At 62.3% G+C, this 24,567-nt stretch carries 21 protein-coding genes; 11 read left to right on the plus strand and 10 right to left on the minus strand.

The annotated features are described in order from the left end of the window. Positions 1 to 27 precede the first annotated feature (27 nt). The 4 genes from ACP7E3_RS09435 to ACP7E3_RS09450 form a co-directional block, all read right to left on the minus strand. Positions 28 to 2,874, minus strand: a complete 2,847-nt coding sequence (locus ACP7E3_RS09435) for a valine--tRNA ligase (protein WP_079442915.1) — start codon at positions 2,872 to 2,874, stop codon at positions 28 to 30. A 175-nt stretch (positions 2,875 to 3,049) separates the two neighbouring features. Then, on the minus strand, positions 3,050 to 3,454 hold the full coding sequence (locus ACP7E3_RS09440; protein ID WP_057004308.1) for a hypothetical protein: 405 nt from the start codon (positions 3,452 to 3,454) through the stop codon (positions 3,050 to 3,052). Between the two features lie 7 nt (positions 3,455 to 3,461). Continuing rightward, positions 3,462 to 3,890, minus strand: a complete 429-nt coding sequence (locus tag ACP7E3_RS09445; RefSeq protein WP_057004309.1) for a DNA polymerase III subunit chi — start codon at positions 3,888 to 3,890, stop codon at positions 3,462 to 3,464. 52 nt (positions 3,891 to 3,942) lie between these two features. Next, the gene (locus ACP7E3_RS09450) at positions 3,943 to 5,433 is read right to left on the minus strand and encodes a leucyl aminopeptidase (RefSeq protein ID WP_017844539.1); all 1,491 of its coding nucleotides are present in this window, start codon (positions 5,431 to 5,433) and stop codon (positions 3,943 to 3,945) included. A gap of 286 nt (positions 5,434 to 5,719) precedes the next feature. Between ACP7E3_RS09450 and lptF the strand changes: the two genes are divergently transcribed. The 10 genes from lptF to tadA all read left to right on the plus strand — a co-directional run bounded on the left by lptF (position 5,720) and on the right by tadA (position 16,197). Next, a complete protein-coding gene (gene lptF, locus ACP7E3_RS09455) occupies positions 5,720 to 6,838 on the plus strand; it encodes an LPS export ABC transporter permease LptF (RefSeq protein WP_046384588.1) in 1,119 nt (372 codons plus the stop codon). After that, positions 6,831 to 7,910: an LPS export ABC transporter permease LptG gene (gene lptG / locus ACP7E3_RS09460; protein ID WP_057004311.1), complete on the plus strand. Its 1,080-nt coding sequence runs from the start codon at positions 6,831 to 6,833 to the stop codon at positions 7,908 to 7,910. Before lptF ends, lptG begins: the two co-directional genes overlap by 8 nt. Before the next feature lie 151 nt (positions 7,911 to 8,061). After that, entirely contained in the window at positions 8,062 to 9,861 is a 1,800-nt protein-coding gene (lepA, locus tag ACP7E3_RS09465; RefSeq protein ID WP_017844542.1) for a translation elongation factor 4, read from the plus strand. 5 nt (positions 9,862 to 9,866) lie between these two features. Next, on the plus strand, positions 9,867 to 10,721 hold the full coding sequence (gene lepB / locus ACP7E3_RS09470) for a signal peptidase I (protein WP_046384586.1): 855 nt from the start codon (positions 9,867 to 9,869) through the stop codon (positions 10,719 to 10,721). Positions 10,722 to 10,868: 147 nt separating this feature from the next. After that, the gene (gene rnc, locus ACP7E3_RS09475; protein WP_046384585.1) at positions 10,869 to 11,558 is read left to right on the plus strand and encodes a ribonuclease III; all 690 of its coding nucleotides are present in this window, start codon (positions 10,869 to 10,871) and stop codon (positions 11,556 to 11,558) included. Next, the gene (gene era / locus ACP7E3_RS09480) at positions 11,551 to 12,453 is read left to right on the plus strand and encodes a GTPase Era (RefSeq protein WP_426122939.1); all 903 of its coding nucleotides are present in this window, start codon (positions 11,551 to 11,553) and stop codon (positions 12,451 to 12,453) included. Before rnc ends, era begins: the two co-directional genes overlap by 8 nt. A 156-nt stretch (positions 12,454 to 12,609) precedes the next feature. Continuing rightward, a complete protein-coding gene (gene recO, locus ACP7E3_RS09485; RefSeq protein ID WP_017844545.1) occupies positions 12,610 to 13,299 on the plus strand; it encodes a DNA repair protein RecO in 690 nt (229 codons plus the stop codon). 52 nt (positions 13,300 to 13,351) lie between these two features. Next, positions 13,352 to 14,095: a pyridoxine 5'-phosphate synthase gene (gene pdxJ, locus ACP7E3_RS09490; protein ID WP_017844546.1), complete on the plus strand. Its 744-nt coding sequence runs from the start codon at positions 13,352 to 13,354 to the stop codon at positions 14,093 to 14,095. Positions 14,096 to 14,317: 222 nt separating this feature from the next. After that, positions 14,318 to 15,700: a multicopper oxidase family protein gene (locus tag ACP7E3_RS09495; RefSeq protein WP_108525932.1), complete on the plus strand. Its 1,383-nt coding sequence runs from the start codon at positions 14,318 to 14,320 to the stop codon at positions 15,698 to 15,700. Further along, positions 15,700 to 16,197 (plus strand): tRNA adenosine(34) deaminase TadA, encoded by a 498-nt coding sequence (gene tadA / locus ACP7E3_RS09500; protein WP_046488595.1) that lies wholly within the window; start codon positions 15,700 to 15,702, stop codon positions 16,195 to 16,197. Before ACP7E3_RS09495 ends, tadA begins: the two co-directional genes overlap by 1 nt. A 140-nt stretch (positions 16,198 to 16,337) precedes the next feature. On the opposite strand, the gene cmoB is transcribed toward tadA, so the two are convergent. The 6 genes from cmoB to ACP7E3_RS09530 form a co-directional block, all read right to left on the minus strand. After that, complete coding sequence (gene cmoB / locus ACP7E3_RS09505; protein ID WP_046384583.1) at positions 16,338 to 17,294, minus strand: tRNA 5-methoxyuridine(34)/uridine 5-oxyacetic acid(34) synthase CmoB; 957 nt, start codon at positions 17,292 to 17,294, stop codon at positions 16,338 to 16,340. Continuing rightward, positions 17,291 to 18,034: a carboxy-S-adenosyl-L-methionine synthase CmoA gene (gene cmoA / locus ACP7E3_RS09510; RefSeq protein ID WP_017844550.1), complete on the minus strand. Its 744-nt coding sequence runs from the start codon at positions 18,032 to 18,034 to the stop codon at positions 17,291 to 17,293. Before cmoA ends, cmoB begins: the two co-directional genes overlap by 4 nt. Positions 18,035 to 18,070: 36 nt before the next feature. After that, positions 18,071 to 18,727, minus strand: coding sequence for a lysoplasmalogenase (locus tag ACP7E3_RS09515; protein ID WP_046384582.1), 657 nt, complete (start codon positions 18,725 to 18,727; stop codon positions 18,071 to 18,073). 1 nt (position 18,728) lies between these two features. Then, on the minus strand, positions 18,729 to 19,118 hold the full coding sequence (locus tag ACP7E3_RS09520) for a protease inhibitor I42 family protein (RefSeq protein ID WP_017844552.1): 390 nt from the start codon (positions 19,116 to 19,118) through the stop codon (positions 18,729 to 18,731). A 191-nt stretch (positions 19,119 to 19,309) separates the two neighbouring features. Then, positions 19,310 to 21,730, minus strand: coding sequence for an endopeptidase La (lon, locus tag ACP7E3_RS09525; RefSeq protein WP_017844553.1), 2,421 nt, complete (start codon positions 21,728 to 21,730; stop codon positions 19,310 to 19,312). 154 nt (positions 21,731 to 21,884) lie between these two features. Then, the gene (locus ACP7E3_RS09530) at positions 21,885 to 22,874 is read right to left on the minus strand and encodes a GntR family transcriptional regulator (protein ID WP_046384581.1); all 990 of its coding nucleotides are present in this window, start codon (positions 22,872 to 22,874) and stop codon (positions 21,885 to 21,887) included. A gap of 350 nt (positions 22,875 to 23,224) precedes the next feature. On the opposite strand from ACP7E3_RS09530, the gene ACP7E3_RS09535 reads away from it, so the two are divergent. After that, positions 23,225 to 24,556, plus strand: coding sequence for an amidase (locus ACP7E3_RS09535; protein WP_426122944.1), 1,332 nt, complete (start codon positions 23,225 to 23,227; stop codon positions 24,554 to 24,556). Positions 24,557 to 24,567: the final 11 nt, after the last annotated feature.

Genomic DNA, 24,567 nt, shown 5'->3' on the forward strand with positions numbered 1-24,567 from the left:
AGGTCTCTTTTTTCACACGGCTAGCCCTTACAGGCTGGAAATCCGCGCATGTTGCTCCGCCAGCTTGCCCAGGGCCTGTTCGGCCTCGGCCAGTTTGGCGCGTTCTTTGTCGATTACTTCAGCCGGTGCCTTGTCGACGAATGCCGCGTTGGACAGCTTGCCGCCGACCCGCTGCACTTCGCCTTGCAGGCGTGCAATTTCCTTGTCGAGACGGGCCAGTTCCGCGCCTTTGTCGATCAGGCCGGCCATCGGCACCAGCACTTCCATGTCGCCGACCAGTGCGGTCGCCGACAGTGGCGCTTCGGCGTCATCCGCCAATACGGTGATCGATTCGAGCTTGGCCAGCTTCTTGAGCAGCGCATCGTTCTCGCTGAGACGACGCTGGTCTTCGGCGCTGGCGTTCTTCACGAACACCGCCAGTGGCTTGCCCGGGCCGATGTTCATCTCGGCGCGGATGTTGCGCGTGCCGAGCATCAGGGTCTTGAGCCATTCGATATCGCTTTCGGCAGCCTCATCGATGCGGGCTTCGTTGGCCACCGGCCAAGGTTGCAGCATGATGGTCTTGCCTTGGATACCGGCCAGCGGCGCGAGGCGCTGCCAGATTTCTTCGGTGATGAACGGCATGAATGGGTGCGCCAGGCGCAGTGCCACTTCGAGGACGCGCACCAGGGTGCGACGGGTGCCGCGCTGGCGTTCGACCGGCGCATTTTCGTCCCACAGCACTGGCTTGGACAGTTCCAGGTACCAGTCGCAATACTGGTTCCAGATGAACTCGTACAAGACCTGCGCGGCCAGGTCGAAACGGAACTGGTCGAGTTGGCGGGTCACTTCGGCTTCGGTACGCTGCAGTTGCGAGATGATCCAGCGGTCTGCCAGGGTCAGTTCGACTTCTTCGCCGTTCTGCCCGCAGTCTTCGCCTTTATCCAGCACGTAGCGCGCCGCGTTCCAGATTTTGTTGCAGAAGTTGCGATAGCCTTCGACGCGGCCCATGTCGAACTTGATGTCGCGACCGGTGGACGCCAGCGAGCAGAAGGTGAAGCGCAGGGCGTCGGTGCCGTAGCTGGCGATGCCGTCGGCGAACTCGTCGCGGGTCTGCTTCTCGATCTTCTTCGCCAGTTTCGGCTGCATCATGCCCGAGGTGCGTTTCTGCACCAGGGTTTCCAGGTCGATACCGTCGATGATGTCCAGGGGGTCCAGAACGTTGCCCTTGGACTTGGACATCTTCTGGCCCTGGCCATCGCGCACCAGGCCGTGGACGTACACGGTCTTGAACGGTACTTGCGGCGTGCCGTCTTCGTTCTTCACCAGGTGCATGGTCAGCATGATCATCCGGGCAACCCAGAAGAAAATGATGTCGAAGCCGGTGACCAGCACGTCGGTGGAGTGGAATTTCTTCAGGAACTCGGTCTGCTGCGGCCAGCCCAGGGTGGAGAAGGTCCACAGGCCCGCGCTGAACCAGGTGTCGAGTACGTCGTTGTCCTGCTGCAGCGCCACGTCCGGGCCGAGGTTGTGCTTGGCGCGCACTTCGGCTTCGTCGCGGCCGACATAGACCTTGCCCGACTCGTCGTACCAGGCCGGAATGCGGTGGCCCCACCACAGCTGACGGCTGATGCACCAGTCCTGGATGTCGCGCATCCACGAGAAGTACATGTTTTCATACTGTTTAGGCACGAACTGGATGCGGCCATCTTCCACGGCTGCAATCGCAGGCTCAGCCAGCGGCTTGGTAGACACGTACCACTGGTCGGTCAGCCACGGTTCGATGATGGTGCCGGAGCGGTCGCCCTTCGGCACTTTCAGGTTGTGGTCGTCGACGCTGACCAGCAGGCCGGCGGCGTCGAAGGCGGCAACGATCTGCTTGCGCGCTTCGAAACGGTCGAGACCGACGTATTCGGCCGGGATCTTGCCGTCGATGCTCGCGTTCAGCGTGCCGTCCAGATTGAAGACCTGGCAGGCCGGCAGTACGGCGGCATTCTTGTCGAAGATGTTCAGCAGCGGCAGGTTGTGGCGCTTGCCGACTTCGTAGTCGTTGAAGTCGTGGGCCGGGGTGATTTTCACGCAGCCGGTGCCGAATTCGGGGTCGCAGTAGTCGTCGGCGATGATCGGGATGCGGCGGCCGACCAGCGGCAGCTCGACGAACTTGCCGATCAGGGCCTGGTAGCGCTCATCGTTCGGGTTCACGGCCACGGCGGCATCGCCGAGCATGGTTTCCGGACGGGTGGTGGCGACGATCAGATAGTCGTGGCCTTCAGCGGTCTTGGCGCCGTCGGCCAGCGGGTACTTGAGGTTCCACAGGAAGCCTTTCTCGTCGTGGTTTTCCACTTCGAGGTCGGAAATCGCCGTGTGCAGCTTGGTGTCCCAGTTGACCAGGCGCTTGCCGCGGTAGATCAGGCCGTCTTCATGCAGGCGCACGAAGGCTTCTTTCACGGCTTCCGACAGGCCGTCGTCCATGGTGAAGCGCTCGCGGCTCCAGTCGACGGACGAACCCAGGCGACGGATCTGACGGCTGATGTTGCCGCCGGACTGGTCCTTCCATTCCCAGACTTTCTCCAGGAATTTCTCGCGGCCCAGGTCGTGACGGCTCTGGCCGGTGGCTTCGAGTTGGCGCTCCACCAGCATCTGCGTGGCGATACCGGCGTGGTCGGTGCCCGGTTGCCACAGGGTGTTGCGGCCCTGCATGCGGCGGAAACGGATCAACGCATCCATGATCGCATTGTTGAAGCCATGGCCCATGTGCAGGCTGCCAGTGACGTTCGGTGGCGGAATCATGATGGTGTAGGAATCGCCCGCACCTTGCGGAGCGAAATAATTCTCGGACTCCCAGGTCTGGTACCAGGAAGTTTCAATAGCGTGCGGCTGGTAGGTCTTATCCATGCGCGGCGGGACCCTAGTTGGCATTAATTCAGGAAAGCCGGCAAGTATAACGGGGGATAGGGGCGAGGGGTAGGAGCGAGCTTGCTTCGCGAAAACCTGAAGGGCCGCGCGTTCATTCAGGATGTCCGCGCCATCATTGACGTTTTTCGCGAGCAAGCTCGCTCCTACAGGGGCGCTAATTCTGGTACTGGCTGAGCAACCGTTCCATCCGCGCATCCATCCGGCGCTTGATCTCGGTTTCGATATGCGGGGCGAAGTCGTCGATCACGTCTTGCATGATCAGTTGCGCGGCGGCGCGCAGTTCGTTGTCCAGGTGCAGCAGCAAGGCATCCGGGGTTTTTTCGGCAGGCGCGGCAGCGGGCGCCGCTTCGACAACCGGTGGGGCCGGCGCAGGTTGCGGTTCGAGCGGCTCAACCGGCTTGGCGCCGACCATGTCGAACAACAAGGGGATCTGCACGTCGCCATTGACGGTTTCTGTCAATAACGGCGGTTGAAGGTTGTCATCACCCAGCAACTGACGGATCGACTCCAGGTCGTCCAACAGGTGGTCGTCTTTTTTTAGCGTGTTCGGGGTGTCCATCATGCACTCAAAGTCGTTGTAGCCGGTGATCCTGCAAAGGATAGCCCTGTTCGCGATAGAAACGGAAACTCTCCCGCGCGGCCTGACGAATAGCCGGATCTTCCACCACCACTTCCGCCACACGGGCGAACGCCTTGGCAAAGGCCGGGACTTTCAGGTCGAGGTTGACCAGCAGGTCATGGTGATCGCCGCAGCTGTCGCCTACGCCCAGGACCACCTGGCCGTCGGGTTCACTTTCCGCAGGGCCGTGGGGCACGAAACTTTCGCCCTTGAAGCGCCACAGGCGTGCGTCGAGCTCGTCGCGTTGGGCGGCATCGCTGCAATGCAGGTAGATGCGGTGGCCCATGCGCCAGGCTTTTTCGGTGAGTTTGCAGGCAAAGTCCAGGCGCGCGAGCGGATCGGCGCTGGGCAGTATATAGAAGTCAACTTGGGTCATTGCGGTTCCTGGAGCCCGAGGCGGCGGTAACGCCGCCCCGGAGTCACGGTTTTCAGGCCTTGGCGCGATCCAGCAGGTACTGGGTCAGCAGAGGCACCGGACGGCCGGTGGCACCCTTGTCCTTGCCGCCGCTGGTCCAGGCGGTGCCGGCGATGTCCAGGTGCGCCCAGTTGAAGTTCTTGGCGAACCGCGACAGGAAGCAGGCTGCAGTGATGGTGCCGGCTTTCGGGCCGCCGATGTTGGCGATGTCGGCGAACGGGCTGTCCAGCTGTTCCTGGTACTCATCGAACAGCGGCAGTTGCCAGGCGCGGTCATCGGCGGCCTTGCCGGCGCTGAGCAGTTGCTCGATCAACTCGTCGTTGTTGCCCAGCAGACCCGAAGTGTGGGAACCGAGAGCAACGATGCAGGCACCGGTCAAGGTGGCGATGTCGATCACCGCCTGTGGCTTGAAGCGTTCGGCGTAGGTCAGCGCATCGCACAGCACCAGGCGGCCTTCGGCGTCGGTGTTGAGGATTTCGACGGTCTGGCCGCTCAGGGTGGTGACGATATCGCCCGGACGGGCCGCGCCGCCGCTCGGCATGTTCTCGGCGCAGGCCAGGATGCACACCAGGTTGATCGGCAACTTGAGCTCCAGCACCGCGCGCAGGGTGCCGAACACGCTGGCGGCGCCGCCCATGTCGTACTTCATCTCATCCATGCCCAGGCCCGGCTTGAGGCTGATGCCGCCGGTGTCGAAGGTGATGCCTTTACCGACCAGGGCGTAAGGCTTCTCGGCCTTCTTGCCGCCGTTGTATTGCATCACGATCAGGCGTGGCGGCTGGTCGCTGCCCTGGCCGACCGCATAGAACGAGCCCATGCCCAGTTCCTTGATCTTCTTCTCATCCAGCACTTCGACTTTCAGGCTTTTGAATTCCTTGCCCAGCGCCTTGGCCTGCTCGCCCAGGTAGGTCGGGTGGCAGATGTTCGGCGGCAGGTTGCCGAGGTCGCGGGTGAACGACATGCCGGCGGCGATGGCCTGGGCGTGGCTCACGGCGCGTTCGACTTCGGCCTGGGCGGCCTTGATGGTCAGCAGGGTGACTTTCTTCAAGGCACGCGGTTCGGCTTTCTGGCTCTTGAACTGGTCGAAGATGTAGCCGCCGTCGAGCAGGCTTTCGGCCAGCAGGCGGGTCTTGCCGTAGCTGTCACGGCCCTTGACCACGATTTCATCGAGTGCCAGCGTCGCGTCGCTGCCGCCCAGGCCCTTGAGGGTGGTGAGAATGCCGCTGATGATCTTGCGGAACGGGCGGTCGCCGAGTTCGGCGTCCTTGCCCACGCCCACCAGCAATACGCGCTCGGCCTTCAGGTTCGGCAGGCTTTGCAGCAGCAGGCTCTGGCCGACCTTGCCGGCCAGGTCGCCGCGCTTGAGGACCGCGCTGATGGCGCCGCCGCTCAGTTCGTCGAGTTGTTTGGCCGCAACGCCGAGCTTGCGGCCTTCGCCGACAGCGACCACGAGGGTGGCGGTTTTCAACGTTTCGGGGCTAACGCTTTTTACAACCAATTCCATGTTCGGGTCCCTTATAAAGGTCTGTGAGCCTGGAGTCTGTGTGCTCCGGCTTTTAAAGCCTGGCAGCCGTGTAAACCGCCAGCGACAAAGGCCGCAGTTTGAACCTCGGCGGCGGAGCCTGACAACCCTTGCCGCAGGCTTTGTGTACGCGCATGAGTAAGCTCCGTGACAGGCGCGGTCAATCACAGGATAATGCGCAATCTTTTTAGCCGGCCTGTTTAAACGGGCCGACTCGTTATGCTTGCTTGTTTGGCCGCCTTAGCCTGACAACCCTGGAGTGTCTGGTTTGATTGTCTTCCGTTATCTGTCCCGCGAAGTCCTGTTGACCCTGAGTGCCGTGAGCGCGGTATTGCTGGTCATCATCATGAGTGGTCGTTTCGTCAAGTTCCTTGCCCAGGCGGCTTCTGGCGCCCTGGATCCGGGCTCGCTGTTCTTGATCATGGGCTTTCGCCTGCCTGGCTTTCTGCAGCTGATTCTGCCGCTCGGCCTGTTCCTCGGCATTCTTCTGGCCTACGGCCGGTTGTACCTTGAAAGTGAAATGACTGTGCTTTCGGCCACCGGCATGAGCCAGCAGCGTCTGCTGGCCATGACCATGGTGCCGGCCGCCGGTGTTGCCCTGCTGGTGGCCTGGTTGAGCATGAGCCTGGCGCCGCAAGGTGCCATGCAGTTCCAGTTGCTGTTGAACAAACAGGACGCGATGACTGAGTTCGACACCCTCGAGCCCGGGCGCTTTCAGGCACTCAACGACGGCACGCGGGTGACCTACACCGAAACCATGACCGATGACCGCGCCAACCTCGGCGGCGTGTTCATTTCCCAGAAAAACCTTGGGCAGAACCAGAAAGACCGTGGCATTTCGATTCTGGTGGCCGACAGCGGCCGGCAGGAAGTTCGCCCCGACGGCAGCCGTTACCTGATCCTGGAAAATGGCTATCGCTATGACGGCAGCCCGGGCCTGGCGGATTATCGGGCAATCAAATACGACACTTATGGCGTAATGCTGGCTCGTCCTGATATCAGCGAAGAAGTCACCGACCGCGATGCACTCCCGACGTCGTCGCTTTTCGGCAGCCCGGAACTGCGCTCCATCGCCGAGCTGCAATGGCGTATTTCCCTGCCGTTGCTGGTGTTCATCGTGACGCTGATGGCCGTGCCGCTGTCCCGCGTCAACCCGCGCCAGGGCCGCTTCCTCAAGCTGCTGCCGGCGATCCTGCTGTACATGGCCTACCTGACCATCCTGATCTCCGCCCGTGGTTCCCTGGAAAAGGGCAAGCTGTCGCCGACCCTGGGCCTGTGGTGGGTACACGGGGTCTTCCTGATGATCGGCCTCGGGCTGCTCTACTGGGAACCTATACGTCTGAAAATGAAGAGCCGTCGTGGCCAGAAGGAGTTGGCTCGTGGCTAAGCTCGATCGCTACATCGGTAGCAGCGTACTGATCGCCATCCTGGCGGTGTTGGGCATCATTCTCGGGCTGGCGTCGTTGTTCGCCTTCATTGATGAAGTGGGCAACGTCACCGACACCTACACCGTGACGGACGTATTGAGCTTCGTGGCGCTGACCGCCCCGCGTCGTCTCTACGAAATGATGCCGATGGCCGGGTTGATCGGCTGCCTGATCGGCCTGGGCGGCCTGGCCAGCAACAGCGAGCTGACGATCATGCGTGCGGCCGGGGTTTCCATCGGCCGTATCGTCTGGGCCGTCATGAAACCGATGCTGTTGCTGATGGCGTGCAGCGTGCTGATCGGCGAGTACGTGGCGCCACCGTCCGAAGCCACTGCCCAGGCCAATCGTGCCCTGGCCCAGGGTTCGGGCGATGCGCAAAGCGCCAGGCACGGCCTGTGGCACCGTCAGGGTGATGAATTCATCCACATCAACGCCGTGCAGCCCGACGGCCTGCTGATTGGTGTGACGCGCTACACGTTCGACAAAGAGCGGCACATGCTGACCTCCAGTTTCGCCAGGCGCGCGCAGTACAGTGCTGAGAAATGGACGCTGAGTGATGTCACCACCACTTACTTCCGCAATGTGGGCCAAGGCATCAAGGCCAGCACCGAAGTGATCAGTGTGCCGACCGAGCAATGGGACATCGCCCTGAAGCCGGAACTGCTCAATACCGTGGTCATGATCCCGGAAGCCCTGCCGATCTCCGGTTTGTGGAGTTATATCCACTACCTCAAGGATCAGGGCCTGAATAACGGCCGTTACTGGCTGGCGTTCTGGGTCAAGGTGCTGCAGCCGGTGGTCACCGCCGCGCTGGTGCTGATGGCGATCTCGTTCATCTTCGGCCCGTTGCGCTCCGTGACCCTCGGTCAGCGGGTCTTTACCGGCGTGCTGGTGGGCTTTGCCTTCCGTATTGCCCAGGATTTGCTTGGCCCGTCGAGCCTGGTGTTCGGCTTCTCGCCGCTGTTTGCGGTGCTGGTGCCGACCGCGATCTGCGCCCTGGCCGGGTTCTGGCTGCTGCGCCGCGCCGGGTGAGCCTGCGCTTATGAGCAAAAAATGCCCCGTTCGAGAGATCGGGGCATTTTTGTTCTGGTCAGCAAAGATGACGTCCTGCCCGAGCATCAGGTACAATTCCCGGCTATTTTTCAGCGGGCAGTCTGCCTGCAGCCTTTTTGAGTGTTGATCCGTGAGTGATTTGAGTCATATCCGCAATTTCTCCATCATCGCCCACATTGACCATGGCAAGTCGACGCTGGCCGATCGATTCATCCAGATGTGCGGCGGCCTTGCCGAGCGTGAAATGGAAGCCCAGGTACTGGACTCCATGGACCTCGAGCGCGAGCGCGGGATCACCATCAAGGCCCACAGCGTGACTCTGTACTACACCGCCAAAGACGGTATCAAGTACCAGCTGAACTTCATCGACACCCCAGGCCACGTCGACTTCACCTATGAAGTCAGCCGTTCCCTGGCGGCCTGCGAAGGCGCGCTGCTGGTGGTGGACGCGGGGCAGGGCGTCGAAGCCCAGTCCGTGGCCAACTGCTACACCGCCATCGAGCAAGGCCTGGAAGTCATGCCGGTGCTGAACAAGATCGACCTGCCGCAGGCCGATCCGGACCGCGTGAAGGAAGAAATCGAAAAAATCATCGGCATTGACGCCACCGACGCCGTCGAGTGCAGCGCCAAGACCGGCCTGGGCGTCGACGAAGTGCTCGAGCGCCTGGTCAAGACCATCCCCGCGCCTACCGGCAACATCGAAGATCCGCTGCAGGCGTTGATCATCGACTCCTGGTTCGACAACTACCTGGGGGTTGTCTCCCTGGTACGCGTGCGCCATGGCCGTGTGAAGAAAGGCGACAAGATCCTGGTCAAATCCACCGGCAAGATCCACCTGGTGGACAGCGTCGGTGTGTTCAACCCGAAGCATACTGCCACCGTTGATCTGAAAGCCGGTGAAGTCGGCTTCATCATCGCCGGCATCAAGGACATCCACGGCGCGCCGGTGGGTGACACCCTGACCTTGAGCAGCACCCCTGACGTCGACGTGCTGCCGGGCTTCAAACGCATCCAGCCGCAGGTCTACGCCGGCCTGTTCCCGGTCAGCTCCGACGACTTCGAAGACTTCCGCGAAGCCCTGCAGAAGCTGACCCTCAACGACTCGTCGTTGCAGTACACCCCGGAAAGCTCCGACGCCCTGGGCTTCGGCTTCCGTTGCGGCTTCCTCGGCATGCTGCACATGGAGATCATCCAGGAGCGCCTTGAGCGCGAATACGACCTGGACCTGATCACCACCGCGCCAACCGTTATTTTTGAGCTGTTGCTGAAAAACGGTGAAACGATTTACGTCGACAACCCGTCCAAGCTCCCGGACCTGTCTTCCATCGAAGACATGCGTGAGCCGATCGTGCGCGCCAATATTCTTGTGCCGCAGGAGCACCTGGGCAACGTCATTACCCTGTGTATCGAGAAGCGCGGCATCCAGCACGACATGCTGTTCCTCGGAACCCAGGTACAAGTGACCTACGATTTGCCGATGAACGAAGTGGTCCTGGACTTCTTCGACCGTCTCAAATCCACCAGTCGCGGCTATGCTTCGCTGGATTACCATTTCGATCGTTACCAATCGGCTAATCTGGTGAAACTGGATGTGTTGATCAACGGCGACAAGGTCGATGCCCTGGCACTGATCGTGCACAAGGACAACGCGCACTACAAAGGTCGACAGTTGACCGAGAAGATGAAAGAACTGATTCCGCGCCAGATGTTCGACGTCGCGATCCAGGCCGCCATTGGCGGGCAGATCATTGCGCGGACTTCCGTCAAGGCACTCAGAAAGAACGTACTGGCCAAATGCTACGGTGGCGACGTCAGCCGTAAGCGCAAGCTGCTTGAGAAGCAAAAGGCCGGTAAAAAACGCATGAAGCAAGTGGGCAACGTGGAAATTCCACAAGAAGCCTTCCTTGCGGTGCTCAGGTTGGATAGTTAGGTCCTATGTCGCTAAATTTCCCGCTGTTGCTGGTCATCGCCGTTGCCGTTTGCGGACTCCTGGCGTTGCTCGATCTGGTGTTCTTCGCCCCGCGTCGGCGGGCGGCTATCGCGTCCTATCAGGGCAGCGTCAGCCAGCCCGATGTCGTGGTGATCGAGAAGCTGAACAAAGAGCCTTTGCTGGTTGAATACGGCAAATCGTTCTTTCCGGTGCTGTTCATCGTGCTGGTACTGCGTTCGTTCCTGGTGGAGCCGTTCCAGATTCCGTCGGGGTCGATGAAACCGACCCTGGACGTGGGCGACTTCATCCTGGTGAACAAGTTTTCCTACGGGATCCGCTTGCCGGTGATCGACAAGAAAGTCATCGAGATCGGTGACCCGCAGCGCGGCGACGTGATGGTGTTCCGCTACCCGAGCGATCCGAACGTCAACTACATCAAGCGTGTGGTCGGCCTGCCGGGTGACGTGATTCGCTATACCAGCGACAAGCGGCTGTTCATCAACGGCGAGTCGGTGGCCGAGAAGCTGCTGGGCGCCGAGCCGAACACCCTGGGCAGCGCCGAGCTGTATCAGGAAAAACTCGGTGCGGTGGAGCACGAAATCCGCAAGGAAATGAGCCGCTACCGCGCGATGCCCGATGGCGAATGGAAAGTGCCGGCCGGGCACTATTTCATGATGGGCGACAACCGCGACAACTCCAACGACAGCCGCTATTGGGATGACCCCACCATTCCCAAGGACCTGCTGGGCATGGTTCCCGACCAGAATATCGTCGGCAAGGCCTTCGCGGTCTGGATGAGCTGGCCGGAACCCAAGCTCAGCCACCTGCCGAACTTCTCGCGGGTCGGGCTGATCAAGTAATACAGACGGCGCTGTGATCACAGCGCCGAATGCTTTTCTGGGGCTGGGACAATTTCCGGCCTCATGCAGCACCAATCAGGATTTGAATTTGAACACTGCGTCAATCGTCGATGGCCGCCGGTGCCACCAAACAGATATGGGTAAACCGTGAGCGTTTCTCTAAGCCGTCTCGAGCACCTGCTCGGCTACACCTTCAAGGACCAGGAACTGATGGTCCTTGCCCTCACACACCGCAGTTTTGCTGGGCGTAACAACGAACGCCTGGAATTCCTCGGTGACGCCATCCTCAATTTCGTTGCCGGTGAAGCGCTCTTCGAACGCTTCCCGCAAGCCCGTGAAGGCCAGTTGTCGCGCTTGCGTGCGCGGCTGGTGAAGGGCGAGACCCTGGCCGTGCTGGCCCGTGGTTTTGGCCTGGGCGAGTACCTGCGCCTGGGCTCCGGTGAGTTGAAAAGCGGCGGTTTCCGTCGCGAGTCGATCCTGGCCGACGCCCTTGAAGCGCTGATCGGCGCCATCTATCTGGATGCGGGCATGGAAGCGGCCAAGGCGCGCGTCACCGCCTGGCTGACGTCCGAGATCGAAAGCCTGACCCTGGTCGACACCAACAAAGATCCCAAGACCCGCCTGCAGGAATTCCTGCAGTCCCGCGGGTGCGAACTGCCACGCTACGAAGTGGTGGATATCCAGGGTGAGCCCCATTGCCGCGTCTTTTTCGTGGAATGTGAAATCACCTTATTGAATGAAAAAAGCCGAGGTCAGGGTGTGAGCCGTCGTATTGCCGAACAGGTAGCGGCCGCTGCAGCACTGATTGCCCTGGGCGTGGAGAATGGCCATGACTGATTCAACCGCAACACGCTGTGGCTATGTCGCCATCGTCGGCCGTCCCAACGTGGGCAAGTCCACGCTGCTCAACCACATCCTCGGCCAGAAGCTTGCGATCACCTCGCGCAAGCCGCAGACCACCCGCCACAACATGCTGGGCATCAAGACCGAAGGCGCCGTACAAGCGGTCTACGTCGACACCCCGGGCATGCACAAAGGCGGCGAGAAAGCCCTGAACCGCTACATGAACAAGACCGCCTCGGCCGCGTTGAAAGACGTCGACGTGGTAATCTTCGTGGTCGACCGCACCAAGTGGACCGACGAAGACCAGATGGTTCTCGAACGTGTGCAATATGTCACCGGCCCGTTGATCGTCGCGCTGAACAAGACCGACCGCATCGAAGACAAAGCCGAGCTGATGCCGCACCTGAGCTGGCTGCAGGAACAACTGCCGAATGCCCAGATCATGCCGATCTCGGCCCAGCACGGGCACAACCTCGACGCCCTGGAGCGCGTGATCGCCGGCTACCTGCCGGAGAACGAGCACTTCTTCCCGGAAGACCAGATCACCGACCGCAGCAGCCGTTTCCTCGCCGCCGAACTGGTACGCGAGAAAATCATGCGCCAGATGGGCGCCGAGCTGCCGTACCAGATCACCGTCGAAATCGAAGAGTTCAAGCAGCAGGGCAAAACCCTGCATATCCATGCGCTGATCCTCGTCGAACGTGACGGCCAGAAGAAAATCATCATTGGCGACAAGGGCGAGCGCATCAAGCGCATCGGCACCGAAGCGCGCAAGGACATGGAATTGCTGTTTGATTCCAAGATCATGCTGAACCTGTGGGTGAAGGTGAAGGGTGGCTGGTCCGATGATGAGCGCGCATTGCGCTCCCTGGGTTACGGCGACCTGTAAGAACACCGCAGGGCAAAAAATGTGGGAGGGGGCTTGCCCCCGATAGCAGAGTGTCAGTCACTAAATATTTTGACTGAGCCACCGCCATCGGGGGCAAGCCCCCTCCCACATTAGGTTTGTGTCGTTTTCACTAGTGCATTCCAGCAACGAGAACCCATGTCCTCAACCCCGCCTCCCAGCCAGCCCGCCTACGTGCTGCACAGCCGCGCCTACCGCGAGACCAGCGCCTTGGTGGACTTCCTCACGCCCCAAGGTCGCCTGCGCGCGGTGTTGCGCAGTGCGCGGGGCAAGGCGGGCACGTTGGCGCGGCCATTCGTGGCGCTGGACGTGGAGTTTCGTGGCAAGGGCGAGCTGAAAAACGTCGGCCGACTGGAAAGCGTCGGCAACTCTGCCTGGCTCAATGGCGAAGCGCTGTTCAGTGGCCTCTATCTCAATGAATTGCTGATCCGCCTGCTGCCGGCCGAAGACCCGCACCCGGCGGTCTTCGATCACTACGCCGCGACGCTGCTGGCCCTGGCCGAAGGCCGTCCGCTGGAGCCGCTGTTGCGCGCGTTCGAATGGCGCCTGCTCGACGACCTCGGCTATGGCTTCGAACTGAGTAACGACCTGCATGGCGAACCCATTGCCGCCGACGGCATGTATCGTCTGCAGGTCGACGCCGGCCTGGAGCGCGTTTACCTGCTGCAACCCGGCCTGTTCCAGGGCACCGAGCTGCTGGCCATGAGCGAAGCCGACTGGAGCGCCCCCGGCGCCTTGTCCGCCGCCAAGCGCCTGATGCGCCAGGCCCTGGCCGTGCATCTGGGCGGGCGGCCGCTGGTCAGTCGCGAGTTGTTTCGAAAGCCCTGACAACCCCGTGTATGCTGTGCAGCGTTTCTTTCCCCTTTTCAGGAGCGCTTCCGTGACCACCAGCAATCGCATTCTTCTCGGCGTCAATATCGACCACGTCGCCACGCTGCGCCAGGCCCGGGGCACCCGTTACCCAGACCCGGTCAAAGCCGCGCTGGACGCCGAAGAAGCGGGCGCCGACGGCATCACCGTACACCTGCGCGAAGACCGCCGTCACATCCAGGAGCGCGACGTGCTGCTGCTCAAGGACGTGCTGCAAACCCGCATGAACTTCGAAATGGGCGTCACCGAAGAAATGATGGCGTTCGCCGAGCGCATCCGCCCGGCGCATATCTGCCTGGTGCCGGAGACCCGTCAGGAACTGACCACCGAAGGCGGCCTCGACGTAGCCGGCCAGGAAGCGCGGATCAAGGCTGCGGTGGAGCGTCTGTCGCAGATCGGCAGCGAAGTCTCGCTGTTCATCGACGCCGACGAGCGCCAGATCGAAGCCGCGCACCGGGTCGGTGCGCCGGCCATCGAATTGCACACCGGGCGTTATGCCGATGCGACCACGCCGAGCGAAGTCGCCGCCGAGTTGCAGCGCATTATCGACGGCGTGGCCCAAGGTCTGCGTGAAGGCCTGATCGTCAACGCCGGCCATGGCCTGCATTACCACAACGTCGAAGCCGTGGCGGCGATCAAGGGCATCAACGAGCTGAACATCGGCCACGCGCTGGTGGCGCATGCGCTGTTCGTCGGTTTCAAAGGTGCGGTCGCCGAGATGAAGGCCCTGATCCTGGCCGCTGCCAAACACTAAAAGCAATGAAGATCCAATGTGGGAGGGGGCTTGCCCCCGATAGCGATGTGTCAGTCAACTCATCTATAGCTGACCCACCGCAATCGGGAGCAAGCCCCCTCCCACATTAGCCTTCGGTGTTTTTGGCATGCGGCAATGCGAAGTCTTACTGTTTAGCCGTCGCAGGTGTATCGTATCTGCCCTTTGCAGGCCCCCGGCCCGCAGCAGATACGTGAGGTTGTTGTGTCCCGATCCTTTTCCCGTCGACAAATCCTGGGTGGTCTTGCCGGCCTGGCCGTAGTGGGCGTCGGTGCCGGTGGCGGCTACCGCTACTGGCTGGGGAAAGTCGCCGAGGCCGAGGCGGGACACGACTACGAACTGATCGCCGCGCCCCTCGATGTGGAACTGGTACCGGGGCACAAGACCCAAGCCTGGGCGTTCGGCCCATCGGCCCCCGGCACCGAGCTGCGCGTGCGCCAGGGCGAATGGCTGCGGGTGCGTTTCATCAACCACCTGCCGGTCGCCACCACCATCCATTGGCATGGCATCCGCCTGCCGCTGGAAATGGACGGCGTGCCCTACGTCTCGCAATTGCCGGTGTTGCCCGGCGAATACTTCGACTACAAGTTCCGCGTGCCCGACGCCGGCAGCTACTGGTATCACCCCCATGTGAACAGCAGCGAAGAACTCGGCCGTGGCCTGGTCGGCCCGCTGATCGTGGAAGAGCGCGAACCCACCGGTTTCAAGCACGAACGCACCCTCAGCCTGAAAAGCTGGCACGTCGACGAAGAGGGCGCCTTTGTCGCCTTCAGCGTGCCCCGTGAAGCGGCGCGTGGCGGTACGGCCGGGCGCCTGTCGACCATCAATGGCGTGGCCCAGGCGGTGATCGATTTGCCGGCCGGGCAGATCACCCGCGTGCGCTTGCTCAACCTCGACAACACGCTGACCTATCGCCTCAATATTCCCGACGCCGACGCGCAGATCTATGCGCTGGACGGCAACCCCATCGAGCCGCGCCCCTTGGGCAAGGAATACTGGCTCGGCCCGGGCATGCGCCTCTGCCTGGCGATCAAGGCCCCGCCGGCGGGCGAAGAATTGTCGATCCGCAACGGCCCGGTGCGCCTGGGCACGTTCCGTTCGGTGGCCAACGCCGACGCGCCGAGCGCATGGCCGCCGGCGCTGCCCGCCAATCCGATCAGCGAGCCGGACCTGGCCAACGCCGAGAAACTCAACTTCAATTTCGAATGGGTCGGTTCGGTGTCGGTCAACGTCGACAACGGCAAACCGCCGAGCCTGTGGCAGATCAACGGCCAGGCCTGGGACATCACCGACAAGGCCTGCGCCGACCGCCCGATTGCCAAGCTGGAGAAGGGCAAAAGCTACATTTTCGAACTGAAAAACATGACCCAATACCAGCACCCGATCCACCTGCACGGCATGAGCTTCAAGGTGATCGCTTCGAACCGCCACACGGTGATTCCGTACTTCACCGACACCTACCTGCTGGGCAAGAACGAACGTGCCCGCGTCGCGCTGGTGGCGGATAACCCGGGCGTGTGGATGTTCCACTGCCATGTGATCGACCACATGGAAACCGGCCTGATGGCCGCCATCGAGGTAGCGTGATGCGCCAGTTTCGCCCCACGGCGATCATCGACCGCAGCCGCGACCAGGACTTCATGCGCGAAGCCCTGGCCCTGGCGGCACAGGGCGCGGCGTTGGGCGAAGTGCCGGTGGGCGCGGTGCTGGTGCAGGACGGTGTGATCATCGGCCGTGGCTTCAATTGCCCGATCAGCGGCAACGACCCCAGCGCCCATGCCGAAATGGTCGCCATCCGCGCCGCCGCCCAGGCGCTGAGCAACTATCGCCTGCCCGGCAGCACGCTGTATGTGACGCTGGAACCGTGCAGCATGTGCGCGGGCCTGATCGTGCATTCGCGCATTGCGCGGGTGGTCTACGGCGCACTGGAGCCGAAGGCGGGGATTGTGCAAAGCCAAGGGCAGTTTTTTACCCAGGGCTTTCTCAACCATCGAGTGCTGTTTGAAGGCGGGGTACTGGCCGAGGAATGCGGGGCGGTGTTGAGCGAGTTCTTCAAGGCCCGCAGAGCCAAACCAGCCCTCTAAAGAACACTGATGACCAAATGTGGGAGGGGGCTTGCCCCCGATGGCGGTGGGTCAGCTATAGATAAGCTGACTGACACACTGCTATCGGGGGCAAGCCCCCTCCCACATTTTTGATCTTCATTTTTTCAGGGAGATTGGGGTCACTTCCTGGCGATGATCACCGCCCGCATCGGCGCCGGCAGCCCTTCGATGGTCTTGCTGTGATCGTCCGGGTCGAGGAAGTCACTCAGCGACTGATACTTCATCCACTCCGTCCCGCGCTGTTCTTCAACCGTGGTCACACTCACATCCACACAGCGCACCTCACTGAACCCGGCCCGGCGCAGCCACAGCATCAACGCCGGCACCGATGGCAGGAACCACACGTTGCGCATCTGCGCGTAGCGGTCTTCCGGCACCAGCACCTGTTGCTGATCGCCTTCGATCACCAGCGTTTCCAGCACCAGTTCACCGCCTTTGACCAGGCAGTCTTTCAGCGCCAGCAAATGCTCGATCGGTGAACGACGGTGGTAGAACACGCCCATGGAAAACACAGTGTCGAAGCCTTCCAGGTTCGCCGGCAAGTCCTCGAACGGGAACGGCAGGTGCCAGGCGTTCGGCGCCGACAGGTAACGTTGCACCGCCTGGAACTGGCAGAAGAACAGCCAGTTCGGGTCCACGCCGATCACACTGTCGGCACCGGCGCCGAGCATGCGCCACATGTAATACCCATTGCCGCAGCCTACATCGAGAATGCGCTTGCCCTTCAGGTCCAGGTGCGGCGCGACCCGCGACCACTTCCAGTCCGAACGCCATTCGGTGTCCACATGCACGCCGAACAAGTGGAACGGGCCCTTGCGCCACGGGCACAGGCCCATCAATGCGCTGTGCATCTGCGCGCGCGTGGCGTCGTCGCAATCGCTGTCGAGGGTCAGGCCATTGAGCAAATCGACTTCGCTGGGCTGGATCTTCGGCAATGCATCCAGCGCGCTCTGCCAGCGCTCCAGGTCGCCATGCCCCTTTTCCATCTTGCTATCGAGTTGCGCTTGCAGGCCCTGGGCCCACACGGCCAGGGGAGTGCCGACCAGATGGCGGGCGAGGGGGGACAGATCAATCATGGCAAGGCAATCAACGAGGCAAAGTTAAGACACTGGAACCACGGCACGACTTTCGAGAACCCGGCCGCCAGCAGGCGTTCGCGGTGTTCTTCGAGGCTGTCGGGCTTCATGACGTTTTCGATGGCGCTGCGCTTCTGGGCGATTTCCAGCTCGCTGTAGCCGTTGGCGCGTTTGAACGCGATGTGCAGGTCGGTGAGCAGCGCGTGTTCTTCAAGGTCATTGAAGCGCAGCTTTTCCGAGAGGATCAGCGCACCGCCGGGCAACAACGCCTGGCGGATGCGCCCGAGCAACGCCAGGCGCTGATCGGGGGCGATGAATTGCAGGGTGAAGTTCAGCGCCACCACCGAGGCCGGCTGGAACTGCAGCGCGAGGATATCGCCCTCGATCACCTGGACCGGCAGCAACTCCTGGAACATCGAGTCCTGGCCATTGAGGTACTCGCGGCAGCGCTCGACCATCGCCGTCGAATTATCCACCGCGATGACGTGGCAGCCGTCGGTACGCACGTGGCGGCGCAACGCCTGGGTGACCGCGCCGAGGGAGGACCCCAGGTCGTACAGCACACTGTTGGGCTGGGCGAACTGCGCGGCGAGCACGCCGAGGTTTTCGACGATGGTCGGATAACCGGGCACCGAGCGCTTGATCATGTCCGGGAACACCCGCACCACGTCTTCGTTAAAGGCGAAGTCCGGCACCTGGGGCAGGGGCTGGGCGAATAGGCGATCGGGTTCTTTGCTCACGGTTGTTCCGGCGACGAGGGGGGAAAGGCGGGCATTTTAGCCAAGTTGCTCCTTGGATGCGCGGGTTGTCTGATGGAACGCCGAGGCGGTGATGCCCCATTGGCCGAGCCAGTAAGTGGCGATCAGCAGATACGGCGCCGCGTCGAAGCTCAGCACAAAGCGATTGATACCGATCAGCGTGTCGGAAACCACAAACGATACGGCCCCCGCCGCCGCCAGTAGCGCCGAACGCTTGGGCACCGCGCTGCCCAGTCGCGCCAGCGCCCGCCAGAGCATCGCGCTGATCACCAAGGCGTAGACCACCACTGGAATCAGCAAGTCGCCAAGGCCATGGGCGATCAGGATGCTCAGCAGCATCGCGCCGACGCCCAGCGCCAGCACCAACGGCAGCCATGCCAAGCGTCGGCAGTCGCTGAAATAGGCTTTGAGGTACGCCAGGTGCGCGCACAGAAACGCGCCCAGGCCAAAGATAAACAAGTCGCCCGGCCACGCCAGCAACACATCGCCGACCAGGGAGAAAATCAGCCCCAGGCTGATCCAGCGTCGATAGTCGCTCGGCGGCGCATCATGCAGCCAGCCCAGCAGCGCCAGCACCGGCAACGGTTTGACCAGCAGGCACAGTAACGCCGCGTGGACGGTCAGGCCGTAGATAAAGGTGCCGGCGCCCATCAACGCAAGAATCAGCCATGGCATATCAGTTCACCGTGATGGCGCAGTCGAACGTCTCGGCCGGTTCGGCTTCCGGTTCCCAGGGTTGCTGGGAGGTCAGGCGCAAACGGCCCTGGCCGGCCGCAAAGGCCTGGAAGCGCCAGGTGGACTGGCCGCCGCCGCCGATCACGCCGGATTCCGTGCTGCTGTAGACCTCGGGCCCCAGGGCGCGCAGCACGCCGCCGGCGGAATCCTGAATGGCCCAGCGGTAGCCGGTGGTGGGGTTGCTTGGCAGGGTCAGGATCAGGTTTTGTCCGTTTTTGAGCTGGAGCGGGCAGGCGCTCTGTTTTTCCACGCTGACGTTTTGCTGCGGGGCACTGGCGCACGCGGCCAGCAGGGCAAGGCTCAAGGGGAGAAGCAGGCGGGCAGCGGTCATGAAGACTCCGTTGATGTGCGACGAAGGGCGAGCATAACCGAAGATGCGACAGGGTGTGACAAGAGGGCGGCGACGGACGCCATCGCGCGCAAGCCCGCTCCCACATCTTGGCCGCCTTCCAAAGGATGTACTCGGTCAAGTGTGGGAGCGGGCTTGCGCGCGATGACGCCCGCCCAAGCGCTAAAGGACGATCAGAACAGCACCTTGGCCACATCCGCAAAGCGCTTGGCGAAGTGGACGGTCATCCCTTCCTTCAGATACTCCGGCAATTCCTCAAAGCTGCCGCGATTCGGCTCCGGCAAGATCAGCTCGTGAATCTTCTGGCGCCGCGCCGCGATCACCTTCTCACGCACCCCGCCAATCGGCAGGACATGCCCGGTCAGCGTCAGCTCGCCGGTCATGGCCACGCCTTTCTTCGGTGGCTGGTTGCGCGCCAGCGACAACAGCGCACTGGCCATGGTCACGCCAGCGCTGGGGCCGTCCTTCGGCGTGGCGCCTTCGGGGACGTGCAGGTGGACGAAGGCTTCATCGAAGAACTTCGGATCACCGCCAAACGATTTCAGGTTGGAGCTGACGTAGCTGTAGGCGATTTCAGCGGATTCTTTCATCACCTCACCCAACTGCCCGGTGAGCTTGAAGCCGCGGTTGAGCGTGTGGATGCGGGTCGCCTCGATCGGCAGGGTCGCGCCGCCCATGCTGGTCCAGGCCAGGCCGGTGATCACGCCGACGCCAGACAGCACTTGTTCGTTGCGGAACACCGGGATGCCCAGGGAGCTTTCCAGGTCCTTGGTGCCGATCTTGATCACCGCGTCCGGCTCATCCAGCAGCTTGACCACCGCCTTGCGCACCAGCTTGCCCAGTTGTTTCTCCAACTGGCGCACCCCGGCTTCGCGGGCGTAGCCGTCGATCAATGCGCGCAGGGCGCCGTCGCTGATGGTCAGGCTGTTTTTCGACACGCCGGCTTTTTCCAACTGCTTAGGCCACAGGTGGCGCTTGGCGATGGCGACTTTTTCTTCGGTGATATAGCCCGACAGGCGAATCACTTCCATGCGGTCCAGCAGGGGGCCTGGGATCGAGTCGAGGGTGTTGGCGGTACACACGAACAGCACTTTCGACAGGTCCAGGCGCAGGTCCAGGTAGTGGTCGAGGAATTCGACGTTCTGTTCCGGGTCGAGGGTTTCCAGCAGCGCCGAAGCCGGGTCGCCCTGGAAGCTCTGGCCCATCTTGTCGATCTCGTCGAGCATGATCACCGGGTTCATCACTTCCACATCTTTGAGCGCCTGCACCAGCTTGCCGGGCAGGGCGCCGATGTAGGTGCGGCGATGGCCCTTGATCTCGGCCTCGTCGCGCATGCCGCCGACGCTGAAGCGATAGAACGGCCGCCCGAGGGATTCGGCAATCGATTTACCCACGCTGGTCTTGCCCACGCCCGGCGGGCCGACCAGCAGCACGATGGAACCGGCGACTTCGCCTTTATAAGCGCCCACCGCGAGGAATTCGAGGATACGACTCTTGATGTCGTCCAGCCCGGCATGGTGTTTGTCCAGGACCTTGCGCGCATGTTTCAGGTCGAGCTTGTCCTTGCCGTACACGCCCCACGGCACCGAGGTTGCCCAGTCCAGGTAGTTGCGCGTCACCGCGTATTCCGGCGAACCGGTTTCGAGGATCGACAGTTTGTTCAGTTCTTCATCAATGCGTTTCTGCGCCTGGGCTGGCAGCACTTTGCCTTCCAGGCGCTGTTCGAACTGTTCGACGTCGGCGCTGCGGTCGTCCTTGGTCAGGCCCAGCTCCTGCTGGATGACCTTGAGCTGTTCCTTGAGGAAGAATTCGCGCTGGTGCTCGCCGATCTTGCGGTTCACCTCGGCGGAGAGTTCTTTTTGCAGGCGCGCGACTTCGACTTCCTTGCGCAGCATCGGCAGGACTTTTTCCATGCGTTTGAGCATGGGCACGCAGTCCAGCACTTCCTGCAACTCATTGCCGGTGGCGGAGGTGAGGGCGGCGGCGAAGTCGGTCAGCGGCGACGGGTCGTTGGGGCTGAAGCGGTTGAGGTAGTTCTTCAACTCTTCGCTGTACAGCGGGTTGAGCGGCAGCAGTTCCTTGATCGCATTGATCAGCGCCATGCCGTAGGCCTTGACCTCATCGGTCGGCTCGGTCGGCTGGTGCGGGTATTCGACTTCCACCAGGTACGGTGGGCGATGGTGCTTGAGCCAGGTGCGAATCCGCACGCGGGTCAGGCCCTGGGCGACGAATTGCAGTTTGCCGTTTTCGCGGCTGGCGTGGTGGACCTTGACCAGGGTGCCGTACAGCGGCAGCGCGGAGGTGTCGAAATGCCGCGGGTCTTCGGGCGGCGTGTCCATGAAGAACAGGGCCAGGGAGTGATGGTCGGATTTGCTCACCAACTCCAGGGTTTCGGCCCACGGCTCTTCATTGACGATCACCGGCAATACTTGCGCCGGGAAGAACGGTCGATTGTGAATCGGGATGATGTAGACCTTGTCCGGCAGGTTCTGCCCAGGCAGGGCCAGGCCGGTATTGGACGAGTGAACCTCGGCGTTTTCAGGGTCGGCGTATTCGTTGGCGTCGTAATCGGGGGTATCTTGCTGGTCGCTCATGGGGCACCTGCATCAGGAAGTATGCAAGTTAGATGGGGCGGGCCAGCGGCGGTTTCAATGGCGGGGGCTAGATAGCAACATATTGCATGAAATTACTGCAGAGACCCGGTCAAGGTGAGAGGGGGCTTGCTCCCACAAGGTTAACCGCATGCCGTCAGCTGATTTTGTGCAGGTAGGCGGGCAGGGGCTGTTCCGGCAACACCGACAATACCTTCAACCGCTGCAACATCCGCTGCCGCGCTCGTTGCAGGTGCTCGCGCAGGTTCAACGCCGCCGCATCGAACGCGCCGTGCAGCAACAATTCAAGGATCAAGCGGTGTTCGGCGAGCATCGCCGGGTCGGCGCCGATCCCCAGCAAGCGATAGAAAATCCGACTGATGATCATCGGGCTCTGGCCCTGGCGGATCAGCGCGGCGATCTTGCGGTTCTGCAGGCCGGCCAGGCAGCGTTGGTGCAAGTCTTCTTCGATCTGCTCGATGGCTTCGAGGCTGCATTGCGGGCTGTCCTGGGCGTCGAGCACGCGTTGCAACATGGCTTCGAGCAGCGCGCGGTCGAGGTTCGGCGCGCTCTGGCGCAGTGCTTCGGGCTCCAGGCAGGCGCGCAGTTCGTAGTCTTCGGTGACTTCCCGCGCCGTCAACGGCCCGGCCAGCCATTGGGAGTAGGGCTCTTTTTCCACCAGGCCACGGTCGCGCAGGCGCATCAGCGCTTCACGCACCACTGCGCGGCTGACGCCATAGTGGTCGGCGGCGGCTTGCTCATCCAGGCGATAATGGCCAAAGGCTATGCAGGTGGACAGCGCCGCGCCGATTTCCTCGACGATCCGCTCGCCCAACGGCCGTGTATCCACCAACTCGTCCTCGTCGTTCAGGCCCAGGTGCGCAGCGCTCAGCGGCAGGCGCAGCGGTTCCATGGCCACGCCCTCGGGGTTGATCAGGTAACCGCGCCCGTTGAAACGGCAGATCAACCCTTCGGCATGCAGCAGGTCCAGTGCCTTGCGCACCGGCACGCGGCTGGTGCCGAACAATTCGGCCAGCGGCGCTTCGAGCAGGACCAAGCCGTGGCGGGCGGTGCCGTTGACGATCGCGTCACGCAAAAGCTGGTGAATCATCGCGTAACGGGAGGCCGAGGCGGACACTGCTTTCATCGTGTTCTCTGAGGTAAAGAGGTCTGGTGTATGTAGGACGAAGCCGGGGATTCTCTCATAGATGCGCCTGTCACTCCGCGCCACGTCGGTGGCACTTTTTTGGGGCCTTGAATCTAGGACTGTTACTTTTCTGCACTAAAATGTACTTATTAATAAAAGATACATTATTGGCTTGGGCGTGGGTTGCAGAGTCCGCGCCAGGTTTTTTTGCTTCCTACAAAACCATCTAGCCAGGCGCTCTGGTCGATAAAGCGCAACCGCGGGAAAAGCCATCGACACAGACTGGCACGAAAGCTGCCTTTGTTAAATGTACATTTTATTAATATGTACGTTTTGTGAGGGTCAACCTGATGTCAGACGCCACTTCAATGGCCGAGGATTTCGCCAGCGGTCGCAGCGACCCGGTGCAAGCCCTCGAACAGGCGCTCGACCACGCGAGCCGCGCGGCCGCGGTGTTTATCACCCTGACCGCCGACCGCGCCCGCCGCGAAGCCGAAGCCGCCGCCGCCCGGTGGCGCGCCGGCCAGCCCTTGAGTGTGTTCGACGGCGTGCCCCTGGCCTGGAAAGACCTGTTCGACGTGGCCGGCAGCATCACCACCGCCGGCGCCGCCTACCGCCGCGACGCGCCCGCCGCCTTGCTCGATGCGCCGAGCGTGGGCCTGTTGTGCCGCGCCGGGATGGTCAGCGTGGGCAAGACCAACCTCAGCGAGCTGGCCTATTCCGGCCTTGGCCTGAACCCGCATTTCGGCACGCCGCACAACCCCCATGGGCGTGACCAGCCGCGGATTCCCGGCGGTTCGTCGTCCGGTTCGGCGGTGGCCGTCGCCGCTGGCATCGTGCCCATCGCCATGGGCACCGACACCGCTGGTTCGATCCGCATCCCCGCTGCCTTCAACGGCCTGGTCGGTTACCGCAGCAGCAGTCGGCGCTACAGCCGCGACGGTGTGTTCCCGCTGGCCCGCACCCTCGACAGCCTCGGCCCGCTGACCCGCAGCGTGCGTGATGTGCTGGCCATCGACGACCTGCTCAACGGCCGCCGGCAAACCCACCGCGCCCGCAGCCTCAAGGGCCTGCGCCTGGTGCTTGAGCAACGCCTGCTGGATGACGTGCAACCGGCGGTGCGCAACAACCTGCTGCGCGCCGTCGAGCAACTCAACGCCGCCGGCGCGCTGATCGACGTGCGCCCGTGCGCCACCTTCCAGGCCACCCTGGAACTGATCCAGCAGCAAGGCTGGCTCGGCGCGTTCGAAGCCTTCGCCCTGCACGAAGCGCTGCTCGACAGCCCCGACGCCGCTCGGCTCGACCCGCGTGTCCGGCGCCGCCTCGAAGCGGCGCGGTCGCTGCCGGCCAGCCGCCTGCTCCAACTGATCGACGCGCGTCGCCGCCTGCAACAGCAACTGGTCGACGAACTCGACGGCGCCCTGTTGATCACCCCGACCGTCGCCCATGTCGCCCCGGCGCTGGCAGCGCTGGAAGTCGACGACGAACGCTTTGCAAGCACCAACCTCGCCACCCTGCGCCTGACCATGCCCGGCAGTTTTCTCGACATGCCCGGCGTCACCTTGCCCAGCGGCTGCGACGCCCTGGGCTTGCCCACCGGGCTGCTGCTCAGCGCCCCGACGGGGGAAGACGCACGCCTGTTGCGGGCGGCGCTGTCCGTCGAATCCCAACTGACTATCTAAGGAGACACCCC

It is taken from the genome of Pseudomonas sp. PSPC2-3, assembly GCF_049898265.1.
In the GTDB taxonomy this organism is placed as follows: Bacteria; Pseudomonadota; Gammaproteobacteria; order Pseudomonadales; family Pseudomonadaceae; genus Aquipseudomonas; species Aquipseudomonas veronii.